General features: G+C 61.1%; 12 protein-coding genes. 4 read left to right on the top strand and 8 right to left on the bottom strand.

From position 1 onward, the window contains the following. Positions 1 to 116: 116 nt before the first annotated feature. On the bottom strand, positions 117 to 1,043 hold the full coding sequence (locus BMY73_RS05115; protein ID WP_062382323.1) for a carbon-nitrogen hydrolase family protein: 927 nt from the start codon (positions 1,041 to 1,043) through the stop codon (positions 117 to 119). Positions 1,044 to 1,136: 93 nt separating this feature from the next. On the opposite strand from BMY73_RS05115, the gene BMY73_RS05110 reads away from it, so the two are divergent. Next, positions 1,137 to 2,054, top strand: coding sequence for a LysR family transcriptional regulator (locus BMY73_RS05110; protein ID WP_062382322.1), 918 nt, complete (start codon positions 1,137 to 1,139; stop codon positions 2,052 to 2,054). A gap of 4 nt (positions 2,055 to 2,058) precedes the next feature. Here BMY73_RS05110 and BMY73_RS05105 read toward each other — a convergent pair whose 3' ends face one another. Further along, a complete protein-coding gene (locus BMY73_RS05105) occupies positions 2,059 to 2,316 on the bottom strand; it encodes a hypothetical protein (protein WP_062382371.1) in 258 nt (85 codons plus the stop codon). Positions 2,317 to 2,533: 217 nt separating this feature from the next. On the opposite strand from BMY73_RS05105, the gene BMY73_RS05100 reads away from it, so the two are divergent. Beyond that, positions 2,534 to 2,851 carry an ElaB/YgaM/YqjD family protein gene (locus tag BMY73_RS05100; protein ID WP_062382321.1) on the top strand — a complete coding sequence of 106 codons (318 nt, stop codon included), beginning with the start codon at positions 2,534 to 2,536 and terminating at the stop codon, positions 2,849 to 2,851. A gap of 136 nt (positions 2,852 to 2,987) precedes the next feature. On the opposite strand, the gene BMY73_RS05095 is transcribed toward BMY73_RS05100, so the two are convergent. The 3 genes from BMY73_RS05095 to BMY73_RS05085 all read right to left on the bottom strand — a co-directional run bounded on the left by BMY73_RS05095 (position 2,988) and on the right by BMY73_RS05085 (position 5,464). After that, positions 2,988 to 3,482, bottom strand: a complete 495-nt coding sequence (locus BMY73_RS05095; protein ID WP_062382320.1) for a hypothetical protein — start codon at positions 3,480 to 3,482, stop codon at positions 2,988 to 2,990. Between the two features lie 98 nt (positions 3,483 to 3,580). After that, entirely contained in the window at positions 3,581 to 3,934 is a 354-nt protein-coding gene (locus BMY73_RS05090) for a hypothetical protein (RefSeq protein WP_092405461.1), read from the bottom strand. Between the two features lie 357 nt (positions 3,935 to 4,291). Beyond that, positions 4,292 to 5,464 (bottom strand): mandelate racemase/muconate lactonizing enzyme family protein, encoded by a 1,173-nt coding sequence (locus BMY73_RS05085; RefSeq protein WP_092405459.1) that lies wholly within the window; start codon positions 5,462 to 5,464, stop codon positions 4,292 to 4,294. 128 nt (positions 5,465 to 5,592) lie between these two features. Here BMY73_RS05085 and BMY73_RS05080 point away from each other — a divergent pair, with 128 nt between their 5' ends. After that, positions 5,593 to 6,462 carry a LysR family transcriptional regulator gene (locus BMY73_RS05080; RefSeq protein WP_062382317.1) on the top strand — a complete coding sequence of 290 codons (870 nt, stop codon included), beginning with the start codon at positions 5,593 to 5,595 and terminating at the stop codon, positions 6,460 to 6,462. Between the two features lie 85 nt (positions 6,463 to 6,547). Here the strand turns inward: BMY73_RS05080 and pqqA are convergent, their stop codons facing one another. Continuing rightward, positions 6,548 to 6,619 carry a pyrroloquinoline quinone precursor peptide PqqA gene (gene pqqA / locus BMY73_RS05075; RefSeq protein ID WP_074750225.1) on the bottom strand — a complete coding sequence of 24 codons (72 nt, stop codon included), beginning with the start codon at positions 6,617 to 6,619 and terminating at the stop codon, positions 6,548 to 6,550. A gap of 417 nt (positions 6,620 to 7,036) precedes the next feature. Between pqqA and BMY73_RS05070 the strand changes: the two genes are divergently transcribed. Next, complete coding sequence (locus BMY73_RS05070; RefSeq protein WP_092405457.1) at positions 7,037 to 8,983, top strand: sigma-54-dependent Fis family transcriptional regulator; 1,947 nt, start codon at positions 7,037 to 7,039, stop codon at positions 8,981 to 8,983. A gap of 7 nt (positions 8,984 to 8,990) precedes the next feature. Here the strand turns inward: BMY73_RS05070 and BMY73_RS05065 are convergent, their stop codons facing one another. Both BMY73_RS05065 and aldA read right to left on the bottom strand, forming a co-directional pair. Further along, positions 8,991 to 10,397: an NAD(P)/FAD-dependent oxidoreductase gene (locus BMY73_RS05065; protein ID WP_092405455.1), complete on the bottom strand. Its 1,407-nt coding sequence runs from the start codon at positions 10,395 to 10,397 to the stop codon at positions 8,991 to 8,993. 212 nt (positions 10,398 to 10,609) lie between these two features. Continuing rightward, positions 10,610 to 12,052, bottom strand: coding sequence for an aldehyde dehydrogenase (aldA, locus tag BMY73_RS05060; protein ID WP_092405453.1), 1,443 nt, complete (start codon positions 12,050 to 12,052; stop codon positions 10,610 to 10,612). Positions 12,053 to 12,103 lie beyond the last annotated feature (51 nt).

Here is a 12,103-nt window from a genome sequence, read left to right as displayed (position 1 = left end):
CTTGTAGAAGCGCTTGTCCGCGATTTCAACAGGTCGGCTACCAAGATATCGGCTGACATGACGCAATCGCGGGCAAGCGCACGGCTACAGGTGGCATCGATCACGGGTTTGCTCATTCATTCCGTGATAAATCGCACGCCAGGCTTGGCCCGCTCATCCACCACCAGTTCGAACACGTCCGGCCGTGAATAATGGCCGACGACGTCGAAGTCATACCGGGCGCGCACCAGTTCGTCGGTATCGATCTCAGCCGTCAGGAGGCCCTTTTCCCCGATCAGCGGGCCGGCCAATATCTCACCCATGGGGCTGACGATCAGGCTGCCGCCATTGATCAACGGGCGCTCAGCGGGCCAGTTGGCGACCTCGATGCCCAACGCCTGGGGCGACGCTTGCACCTGACAGGCGCTGATCAGAAAGACCCGGCCTTCCTGTGCGACATGGCGCATGGTGCAGTGCCACATTTCGCGCTCATCCACGGTCGGTGCACACCAGATCTGCACGCCCTTGGCATACATCGCGGCACGCAGTAACGGCATCTGGTTTTCCCAACACACCGCCGCGCCGATGCGCCCGGCCTTGGCATCGATGACCGGCAATGTCGAACCGTCGCCTTTGCCCCAGATCAGCCGTTCGGTGCCCGTCGGCATCAATTTGCGGTGTTTGGCGACCAGGCCACCTTCCGGCTCGAAAAACAACACCGTGCAAAACAGGCTACTGCCCGCGCGCTCGATCACGCCGATGACCAGACTGGCACCGGTTCGCGCTGACAGGTCGGCCAGTGCGTCGGTTTCTGCTCCAGGTACATCAATGGCGTTCTCAAAATAGCGGGCGAATGCATCACGTCCTTCCGGCAATCGATAACCCAACTGAGTGCCGAACGTTTCACCTTTGGGGTATCCGCCGAGCAACGCTTCGGGCATCACCACCACGCTGGCGCCCGCATCGCGGATGGCCGCTTCGTAGGACAGAATCTGCGCCAGCGTGTCGGCCTTGCCGCCAGGCAACGCGCCGATCTGCAGCGCAGCAACAATGGACTTGGGCATTTGAAAACTCCTGGTTGTCGGTAACGGGGCATGTGTTGCCAATTCTCCACGCGTCGCCCAACATGAATAAAGCCTAATACAATTGTTAATGATATGAACCATATGAATATCGCGAACGTCGATCTCAACCTGTTGAAGGTCTTTGAAGCCCTGCACGATGAAGCCAGCGCCAGTCGCGCCGCCCTGCGCCTGGGCGTTACACAATCGGCTGTCAGCGCCGCGCTGCGACGTCTGCGCGACGTGTATGACGATCAGTTGTTCATACGCACCGGACGCGGTCTGGCGCCCACGTTGCGTGCCAATCAGCTCAAACCGGTGGTGACCGATGCGCTGAATAGATGCCGGCAAAGCCTGGCCATGGTCGATCCGTCGGGCGGGCACTTCGAGGGTCGCTCTGTCGCGTTGGGGCTGTCGGACGATTTCGAGATAGCGTTTGGCAGGCGTCTGATGGCGTCCGTTCGCGAGCGGGCGCCCGGCCTCAAGCTGATTTTTCGTCAAACCCACAGCCAGATCGTCGGCGCGGCGTTGATGGAGCGCAGCATTGATCTGGCGATCGCGTCAGGCGGTCTGGCCGATCGGCTGCTGAGTCGGCGGGTATTGGGTGAAGGGGGCTATCTGTGCCTCGCCGATGCCGACAGTTTGCGGCCGGGCCAGCAGGCGCTTTCGCTGGACGAGTTCATTGCCCGCGAGCAGATTCTGGTGTCTTCGGGGGGCATCATCGGCATGGTGGATGAGGGCCTGTCGAGTCTGGGCCTGGCGCGGACGGTGTGTGCATCGACCACCCACTTCGCCGCGCTGCCCTATCTGCTCAAAGGCACGGACGCGATCTCGACCATTCCCGGACATGCCGCCGAAGCGGTGGCGCAATTATCGGGGCTGGCGCTGCTCGACTGCCCGCTGTCGATGCCGCGCTACCCCATCGAACTGGGATGGCGTACCAGCGCTCAGATGGACCCGGCGGTGAACAAGGTACGAGAGGCCATTGAAGCGCTGTTCAAGACCAGCGCCTGAACCCTCAACCTCGAGCAGCGGCCACCTGGCGATTGACCTCGGCGCGGACCATGTTGGCAAACTCAGGCGGCGACATCGCGTCCAGCTCGGCGCGGACCCACTCCGACCATTTGCCCTTGCGCTTGGCGCGCTCGCCCATCAGCCGGGCGGCTTCGCCTTTGGCCTTGCCAAGGTTGCTCTGCCACAGCTCGAACAGGCGGGACTTCTCGTCTTCGATTTCGGCGCGCTCGGCCAGAGACTTGTTGGCCAGGTTGAAACTCATGACAGTTACCTCGGTTGCAAAAAACGGGTGTTCAAAAACAAAACGGGTGATCCCGAACCGGTGCCGGTCCGAAAGCGTCAGCATCTTACACCTGACAACCTGGATGCCCGGTTACATTCGTCGCATTTTTTACGCCGAGGCATGGATACACTGCAACTTTTCCGAACCTGCAGGACTCCATTTGGTCACTGCCATCATCAATCGAAAGGAAATAGCCATGGCTCGTAAAACTGCTGCCCAGACTGCCGCCGAACAGATCAAGGATCAGGCGTTCAGCGAACTGGCGGCCCTGATCGAAGAGTCCGACAAACTGCTCAAGGACAGCGCTGCGCTGGTCGGCGAAGAGGCAGACACCGTGCGCCAACAGCTGAGTCTGAAGCTCAAGCAGGCGCTGGAGTCGGTTGGCAGCGTGCGTGAGCGCACCAAACCTGCCGTCGAAGCCACCGAAACCTACATCGGCGGCCACCCTTGGCAGACCGTGGCGATCTCCGCAGGCTTCGGTCTGGTTGTGGGCCTGCTGCTGGGTCGTCGTTGATTCAATCGGCACCCGCCGTGTAGGCGCTCGCTTGCCCGCGATCGGGGTGAATCAGCCAATCGTTCATTGGCAGACACCACACATTCGCGAGCAAGCGCGTTCCTGCCAGTGACCGTTATTAGCCGCCGAAAAAGGCTTACCCCTGCCGCTGCGGCACCACCCCTTGCAGCAATCTCCCAAAGTAATCCGCCGTGAACGCCAACGGCTCAGTGTCCTTCACACCCACGGTCTTTCTCAGCATCCAGTCACGGCGGCCGGCATCCAGTTGCAGACTGTATTTCTCCTGCCCATGCAGACTCAATCCGCTGACTGAAAGACTCACCTGCCCTTTCGGGCCCATGGCATCCGGCACGAACTCGACCGGATGGGCGCCCAGCGCAAAACACATGCGGCGCGTCATGAACGGAGAGTTTTCGTCGGGGTATCCCTTGTTCTGGGCCAGATGCGGTTCGTATTCGAATCGGGTTTGCCCCGCTTCGACCAATGGCGCGAGCCAGTCCTCGACCTGCTGATACAGGGCCTCGATACTGGCGTTCCACTGCGTCAGGTCGTCCCGAAAACGCTGGTGCTTTTGCTCTTCAAAACGCTGGTTGGCGGACAGCAGCTCACTGAGGCGTTGAATCTCGTCCATAACGGCGGTTCCCGGTTCACGCCCTCGAGCATTCGAGTGCGTGAAGGGAGGGTGGCACAGCAGGCCGGTGCTGTCGCGTCACATCGTCAGGAGAGTTCTCAGGATTTGGGCGGGATCACTTCCAGCTGAGACAGGCGATGGCCCTTGACCAGCGCGGCATCGATATCGGTTTTCGCTTTTTCGGCGACGTCCTGTGATTCGAACGGGCCGATCATGACCACTTCCTTGCCCTCGACCTTGACCACGTACGATGGGTAATGGTGCTCCACCAGCCAGTAGGTCATGTCACTCAACGCTTCTTTCAAATGAACGCGGATGGTCCACTGAGATGACGCCGGGGTGGGTGCTTCTGCGACCGAGTCAGCGGTCGATACCTTGGGGGCTGGCGCGGGTTTGCCAGCGTCACAGCCTGCCAGCATCAATACCGCCACCATCATTGCCATCTTGCGCACGTCTGTCGCTCCTCGTCTGAAGTGGCGAGAGTCTACCACCGCAGGCAATCGCGAGTTGTAACAGGAGGATTCTGCGAGCCATGAGAGCCGCCGACCACCGGCCCCTGCGCATCCCCCCTGCGACGTTCCGACGCGGGCCGGATTCAAGGCCTCGGGGCCACGCCCATGACAATACGAAGCCTGTTCGATGTAGTGCCTCACTGTTGCTTTTGCATGGAGGGAAAGAACTGCTGTTTCATTTATGAAAGCAGAATTGTAGGAGCGCGCTTGCCCGCGATCGCGGTGTATCAGTCACCGGAGATGTATCGGACACACCGCAATCGCGGGCAAGCGCGCTCCTACAGGTGGGGCGATGTTTTACGCGCCCTCACCCAGTTCGCGCATCACCGCATACAGCGCCGACTTGGCTTCAAAACCGACGCCCGGGATGTCAGGCAGGCCGACGTAGCTGTTTTCGACGCGAATGCCGTCGGCAAATCCGCCGAATGGCTGGAACACATCCGGATAGGACTCGTTGCCGCCCAGGTGCAGGCCCGCAGCGATGTTCAGCGACATCTGGTGACCACCGTGGGGCACGACGCGGCGTGAGGACCAGCCCAGCTCTTTCATCACATCGAGGGTGCGCAGGTACTCCACCAGGCCGTACGACAGCGCGCAGTCGAATTGCAGGAAATCGCGGTCCGGGCGCATGCCGCCGTGGCGCAGCAAGTTGCGGGCGTCCTGGTGGGAGAACAGGTTTTCACCCGTCGCCATCGGCAGCTCGTAGTGATTGGCCAGTTCCGCTTGCAACGCGTAATCCAGCGGATCGCCGACTTCTTCGTACCAGAACAGGTTGTATGGTTTGATCGCCTCGGCGTAAGCAATACCGGTCTTCAGGTCGAAACGGCCGTTGGCATCGACCGCCAGACGCTGACCATCGCCCACCACGTCCAGCACCGCTTCGATGCGGCGCAGGTCTTCGTCCAGCGGCACGGCCCCAATCTTCATTTTGACGACGTCGTAGCCGCGATCCAGATAGCTCTGCATCTCGGCTTTAAGCTTGGTCTGGTCCTTGCCGGGGTAGTAATAACCGCCGGCGGCGTACACCCAGACCTTATCGTCCGCCACGCCGTTGCGGTAGCGATCCGCCAACAGGCGATACAGCGGTTTGCCTTCGATCTTGGCGACCGCATCCCAGACCGCCATGTCTATTGTGCCGACAGCGACCGAGCGCTCACCATGACCGCCCGGTTTTTCGTTGGTCATCAGGGTTTTCCAGATGGCGAACGGGTCCAGGTTGTCGTGTTCCTTGTCGATCAACGATTCCGGGTCGGCTTCCAGCACACGGGCCAGGAATCGGTCGCGCATCAGCGCGCCCTGGCCGTAACGGCCATTGGAGTTGAAGCCGTAGCCAATGACCGGTTTGCCGTCGCGGACCACGTCGGTGATCACGGCGACGACCGAGCAGGTCATCTTGGAAAAGTCGATGTAGGCATTGGCAATCGGTGAGGCAATGGAAACGGTTTTCTCGCGGATATCGACGATGCGCATGGGTTAATCCTGTTTTTTTGAGCTGTTATTTAAAAAGCGGCACGGCCAGTGACGGGTCACTGTAGAACTGGACCTTTTCTTGCGGCCAATGCTAAAAACGCGGCACTCAATGCGCGGACGGCATCACGATGGAACTGGTCTGGCTGGAAGATTTCAATGCGCTGGCGCAGAGCGGCAATTTTTCTCGCGCCGCGGAACTGCGTCATGTGACTCAACCGGCGTTCAGCCGAAGAATCCGGGCGCTGGAAACATGGGTCGGGGTCGAACTGTTCGAGCGCACAACGCAAGGCGCGACGTTGACCGATGCCGGGCGACACATGCTCGGCAGCGCGCAGGAGATGACCCGACGGCTGTACCAGATGCGCCAGGAAGCCCGCGAAGTCGCCGGCAAACAGGCACGGACGCTGCACTTCGCGGCCACGCATTCGTTGTCGTTCACCTTTTTTCCGGGTTGGGTTCGTGCGGCAGAACGCATCAGCCCGATCGAGGCGATACGGCTGCACTCGGACAATATGCGGGTCTGCGAGCAACTGCTGCTCAACGGCGAAGTGCAATTTCTGTTGTGTCATCAGCACGACGACGTGCCGCCACAATTTCCGGCTGAATCTTTCCATTCGAAAGTGGTGGGCAGCGATGTACTGATGCCTCTGCAGGGGCAACCGTTCGAACACACCGCCCTGGCCGAACCGCTTTCGTTACTGGGCTATACGGCGGAGTCCGGGCTGGGGCGAATCGTTTCGGCGCGCCTGCGTCAGGAAGCGCAGCCACCCCACCTGCGCACCGTGTTCAGCTCGCACCTGGCGGCGGTGCTGCTGTCGATGGCGCTGGAGGGCAAAGGCATTGCGTGGCTGCCGAAAACCCTGGCCGAACCCGAAATCCTCAGCGGCAAGTTGATACGCGCACTGGACGCGCACTGGGATATTGCGCTGGAGGTTCGCCTGTTCAGGCCCGCCACGCTCCTGAGCGACTTTGCAGAGGATTTCTGGGCGAAACTTTGACGGTCTCGACGGCCATGGCGTACGGCGGAAACCGCTACGAAAAAGCCCCGACATCTTGAGATGGCGGGGCTTTCGTCTGGAGGGTTCAACGGCTGGCAAAGTACATCGTGACTTCAAAGCCGATGCGCAGATCGGTGTAGGTTGGTTTGGTCCACATAAGCAACACTCCCTGGCGACACCGGGACAGTCCGGTCACTCCGTTATACGCCAATGTCCGCGCGTCGCAAGGCCGCGGGTCGCAAGGCCGCGCAATGGCTTTTCGCCCCGGGCGCAACACCGTTGCGACATGTGGAGCGCAACCGCGACAACCATTGCGCCACAGCCTGACCGATGAAAACCCACTGGCCGCACAGCAGAGGCCTCGCGCTCAGGACCGGTGCGCCGGTACGGGTTTTGCTGCGATGTTTTTGCCCGACGGGTATTTTTTGTAACAGGCGATATTTTCGAAAAAGGCTAGTCTGAAGCATTGCGCCCACCGCGAGCACCTTTTGCGGCCTTATCGAGGGCGGTACTGAAAGAACAATAATTCATGCGCTGTCGGCATCAGGTCGCAGACGCATCAGGAGAGAACGCCATGTCCTTGCAGACCACGGGACCCGGTCCCGCTGATCTCAATGCCTTTGTCGGGGACTACTTCCCCGACCGCAGCCTGCCCTCCGATGGCCTGATCGTACAGTCGTGGTACCGCAGCGTTGTCGAGCACGGCCTGGAACCGGCTGCCCGGGGCAACAAGGAGGTCCTCAGTGCGGCCGAGATTCATCGCCATCAGGAATTCCACCACGACTACATGTCGATTGCCGGTCAAGGGGTCAGTGGGCTGGCAAAACGCGTGGGTCAGGCAGGATTTGCAGTGCTGCTCAGCGACGAGCACGGCATTGCCCTCGACTCACGTGTGCCCACGACCGGCAGCGCGTATGCCGACTCGGGATTGATCGTCGGCTCACGCTGGGACGAGTCGCTGGTCGGCACCAACGGCATCGGCACCGGGCTGGCCTCAGGCCGCGCGCTGATCATTCACCGCGACGAACACTTCCTGCGTGAGAACGACCGACTGAGCTGTTCCGTGTCGCCGATCTTCGATTCGCTGGGCAAGGTGCGCGGCTGCCTCAACGCCTCATGCCTGAACAGCAATGGTCCGAAGGAAGCGCAGTACCTGACCCTGCAACTGGTGATCATGTACGCACGGATGATCGAAAACGCGTATTTGCGCCACAGCCACCGCAATACCCTGACGCTGATGATCAAACCATGCGATGAGATCGCCGATCTGGCGAACGAACAGTTACTGGCGCTGGACGAACAGGGACGGGTCATCGGTGCCAACCGCGCCGCTTTCGTCGAACATGAAACCCACGGCCACGGCCTACTGCTTGGGCGCAGGCTCAGTGACCTGCTGCCAGTGGACGTCGATGAGCTGCTGCGGTTGAACAACGGAGGTGCCAACGCCACACGACTGCGCATCGGGACGCGGCAGGTGGAAGTCGGCCTGCGCATGCCGGTCAAGGTCCGTAGCGCCAGACCCGCCGAGCGTCGACCGACCGCCGCCGTTCATCGCGGGCCGACGCTGGAGCAGCTCAGTGGTGCCGACGTCCGCCTGCAACAGAGCGTGGCGCGCCTGTACAAAGTGCTGGACAAAGACCTGCCCATTCTCATCAACGGCGAGACCGGCACCGGAAAGGAAGCCTTTGCCCGTGCGATCCACTTGGCGAGCCGACGTCGAGAGCGCCCTTTCGTGGCACTCAATTGCGCAGCGATTCCCGAAACGCTGATCGAAAGCGAGCTGTTCGGTTACCGCAGCGGTAGCTTCACTGGCGCCAATAAGAAGGGCATGAAGGGCAAACTGGAAATCGCCAACGGCGGCACGCTGTTCCTCGATGAAATCGGCGACATGCCGGCCCACCTGCAGACCCGTTTGCTACGGGTGCTCGCCGAGCGTGAAATCTCGCCGCTGGGTGCCGACACACCGCTGCCACTGGATATCCAGGTGATCTCGGCCACCCATCAGAATCTGTCACAGATGATCGCTGGCAAAGCGTTCCGGGAAGACCTGTTCTATCGCCTCAACGGCATGACCTTGCAACTGCCTGCCTTGCGCGAACGCAGCGATATCCAGTCCTTGATCGCAACTGTCCTGCACGATCAGCCCGGTGGAGAGCACTGCCGGATCGACACCACGAGCATGGCACTGCTCAGCCAGTACGCCTGGCCAGGCAACATCCGTCAGTTGATCAACGTGCTGCGTTACGCCGTGGCGCTGGCGGACGATGGCAGGATTACCACCGACTGCCTGCCAGCGGACGTTCTCGATCAGACACGGGCTCTCCAACCGCCCGCACCTGTCGAAGCCCGACCGCCGTTGGCGCAACTGACCGCCGACGATGAGGGCCAGCGCCTGCTGGAAGCATTGCGCCGTCATCACTGGAACATCACTGCGGTGGCCGATGAGTTCGCGGTGGCGAGATCGACGCTGTATCGGAAAATGAAGAAGTACCGGATCGTGGCACCAAACCGGCTGGGTTAGCCGGCACCTATTTCATGAACCCTTCCATTAAGTCGGCCACGCCGCTGGCGATCTTCCTTCGCCATACCGGGGTCGAGGGGTCGGCCAGGGTCTGATCTTCGTGCACAAAGCTACGAATGATGGCGTTGTAGCCCAGCCAGCGAAAGGGCTCGGGCTCCCACCCTTTCAGTCGGTTCAGCCCGCCTTCACGGATCACCCAAGGCTGACTCACCAACGGCGTGTCACGCCCCAGAATCAGGTCAGCCAGCGTCCGGCCGCCCAGGTTGCTGGCGCCGACACCCTCCCCGCCGTATCCGCCGGACAGGGCAATCCCATTGCCATGGTCGCAGAGCATGTGCGGGTGGAAACGTCGGGACATCCCCAGATTGCCGCCCCACGAATGAGTGATTCGGGTGTTTTTCAGTTGCGGGAATAGCTCGCTGAACAAGTAGCGACGCAGCGCGACCTCACTGTCGGTCAGGTCGAAGTTTTCTCGCAGGCGTCCGCCAAACTGATATCCGCCACGCGCACCGAACACCAGCCGGTCATCCATGGATCGCTGGCCGTACGTCACCTGTCGACTGCTTTCACCGAAGGCCTGGCCCTGACTCAGACCCAGTTCCTCCCAGACGCTCGCAGGGAGCGGTTCGGTGGCGACAAGCAGGCTTTGCACCGGTAGCTGGTAGCGGTCCAGCGGCGGCAATTTCGCGGCATAACCTTCAACGGCGGGCACCACCCAGCGGCTGCGAACCTGGGCGTGCGCAGTCGATACCTGCCCGGATCGCCAGTCAATGGCCGGGGTGTTCTCGTAGATACGCACGCCCAGGTGCTCGACCGCGCGTGCCAGTCCCCGCACCAGTTTCGCCGGTTGAACGGTGGCCAGATGAGCGTAGTGAATCGCGCCATAAGGGCGTGCGATACGCAACTGTCCGGCCAACTGGTCGGGGCTCAGCCAGCGATAGTCGTCCTCGGTCAGCCCTTGTTGATGGAGCTTGGCGAGGTATTCACGCAGCGTGCGTTCCTGTTCGGGGTAACGGGCGGCGCAATACAACGCGCCGCCCTTGCGGTAATCGCAATCGATACCCTCGCGGTCGATGACGGTTTTCACCTCATCGGGAATGCCGAACAGCAGGTGGTATGAGGCGCGGCGGTCTTCGGCCGACAGACCGGCAAGCATGCGGTCCTCACCAAGCAGGTTGCCCATCACCCAGCCGCCATTACGCCCCGAAGCACCGAAGCCTGCGGTTTGCCCCTCAATGATCACGATGTTCAGATCCGGCGCGTGGCGTTTGAGGTAATAGGCCGTCCACAGGCCGGTGTAACCTGCGCCAATGATCGCCACGTCAACGTCCAGATCCTCGTGCAGCGCCGCGCGAGGCGACAAGGGTTCGTCGAGCTGATCCATCCATAAGCTGATCGTTTGCCACGCAGGCATTGCAACACTCCATCGACGTTCGCAGGTGGCGTTGATCCTAGCCTTGATGCCGAAGAATGTCTCGCATGAGGAACATCGGTCGGGCCTGCCGGCGGCGGCATGACAGCAGGCACAGGAGATACCCTGTGGGCGTCCGGGTGACCGCCGCCCACAGGCCGGAACTGCACGCGGATCGTGCGCCCCATCGTCGTAAATGGCTTGCAAGGACCCGCTTAGATCTGGATGTACACCACATGGGTGTGCGTGAACTCATACACGCCGTGCTTGCCATCCGCGCCGCCAATGCCGGACTTGCGAACCCCGGCATGAAACCCTTGCATCGCCTCGAAGTTTTCACGGTTGATGTAGGTCTCGCCGAAGTCGATCTCGTTGCAGGCGCGCATCGCGGCGCCTAGGTCACGGGTATAGATCGAGGACGTCAGACCGTATTCGCAATCGTTGGCCAACGCGATGGCTTCGTCCAGGTCGTCGACGATCTGGATCGGCAGCACCGGCCCGAAGATCTCCTGACGCATGACTTCCATGTCCTGACGGCAGTTGGCGAGCACCGTCGGCTGGTAGTGAAAGCCCTTGCCGTTCCTGTCTGCGACAGCGCCGCCGGTAATGACTTGCGCCCCCTCGCTGACCGCCGTCTTGACCATCTGAGCCACCTTGTCCAGCCCTGCCTTGTTGACCAGCGGTCCCATGTCCAGCCCCTCCTCGGTCAACGGATCGCCGTATTTGGTTGCAGCCATGGACGCGCTGACCTGCTCGACAAACTGATCGGCCACCTTGCGTTCGACGTAGACCCGTTCGGCGCAGTTACACACTTGCCCGGTATTGATCACCCGCGACGCGGTAATCGCTTTGACGGCGAGTCCCAGATCAGCATCGGCCAACACAATGGCCGGGGCCTTGCCGCCCAGCTCCAGATTCAGTTTGGTGATGTTGTGTGCAGCTGCTGCCATGATGCGCTGGCCGGTGGCGACGCTGCCGGTAAAGTTGACCATGTCCACGGCTGAACTGGCGCTGAGCGCGTTCCCCACCGTCGAGCCTTTGCCCGACACGATATTGACGACGCCCTTGGGCAGGTCGGTTTCAGCCAGCAGCCTGGCGAACTCGAAGCAATTGATCGGCGTTTCCTCGCTCGGCTTGATGACAATTGTGTTGCCAGTGATCAGCGCCGGCGCCAGCTTGCGGGCAATGAGGAAGAACGGGAAGTTCCACGGCAGGATGCCGGCCACCACACCCAGCGGTTTGCGGAACACGAAGATGTTTTCGCCGGGACGGTCGCTGGTGAGAATTTCACCCTCCAGACGACGGCCCCACTCGGCCATGTAGTCCAGATAATCCGCCATGAAGTTGACCTCTACCTGTGCCAGCCCCAACACCTTGCCCTGCTCGGCGGTGATGATGCGTGCCAGACGATCGGCATTCTCGCGCACCTTGGTCGCGATCCGGCGCAAGTAACCGGCGCGCTCATTGGCCGGTTTGCGCGCCCAGCCCTTTTGTGCGCTGCGGGCCGCCGCAATGGCGCGCTCGACCTCACTGATGCTGGTTTCCGGCACCGACCCCAGCAGTTCGCCGTTGGCCGGATTGAACACTTCGATCAGGTTGTCGCCAGCGCTGAAAGCACCGTCGATGTAGCTTTGGTAAATCGGTAGCGGGTTACTCATGGAATTGGCCTCTTGTTATCGATTGGACGTGCTGGCCCTGTAGGCGCTTGG

Origin of the sequence: Pseudomonas sp. NFACC02 (genome assembly GCF_900110765.1) — a bacterium.
GTDB lineage: Bacteria > Pseudomonadota > Gammaproteobacteria > Pseudomonadales > Pseudomonadaceae > Aquipseudomonas.
Note: the sequence above shows the minus strand (reverse complement) of the source record. Positions and strands in the feature narration are given on the sequence as shown.

Excerpts from the sequence above, each read along its gene's own strand:
- aldA (WP_092405453.1), bottom strand. The coding sequence starts at position 12,052 with ATGAGTAACCCGCTACCGATTTACCAAAGCTACATCGACGGTGCTTTC.
- BMY73_RS05105 (WP_062382371.1), bottom strand. The coding sequence starts at position 2,316 with ATGAGTTTCAACCTGGCCAACAAGTCTCTGGCCGAGCGCGCCGAAATC.
- BMY73_RS05095 (WP_062382320.1), bottom strand. The coding sequence starts at position 3,482 with ATGGACGAGATTCAACGCCTCAGTGAGCTGCTGTCCGCCAACCAGCGT.
- BMY73_RS05100 (WP_062382321.1), top strand. The coding sequence starts at position 2,534 with ATGGCTCGTAAAACTGCTGCCCAGACTGCCGCCGAACAGATCAAGGAT.
- BMY73_RS05115 (WP_062382323.1), bottom strand. The coding sequence starts at position 1,043 with ATGCCCAAGTCCATTGTTGCTGCGCTGCAGATCGGCGCGTTGCCTGGC.
- BMY73_RS05080 (WP_062382317.1), top strand. The coding sequence starts at position 5,593 with ATGGAACTGGTCTGGCTGGAAGATTTCAATGCGCTGGCGCAGAGCGGC.
- BMY73_RS05085 (WP_092405459.1), bottom strand. The coding sequence starts at position 5,464 with ATGCGCATCGTCGATATCCGCGAGAAAACCGTTTCCATTGCCTCACCG.
- BMY73_RS05110 (WP_062382322.1), top strand. The coding sequence starts at position 1,137 with ATGAACCATATGAATATCGCGAACGTCGATCTCAACCTGTTGAAGGTC.
- BMY73_RS05070 (WP_092405457.1), top strand. The coding sequence starts at position 7,037 with ATGTCCTTGCAGACCACGGGACCCGGTCCCGCTGATCTCAATGCCTTT.
- BMY73_RS05065 (WP_092405455.1), bottom strand. The coding sequence starts at position 10,397 with ATGCCTGCGTGGCAAACGATCAGCTTATGGATGGATCAGCTCGACGAA.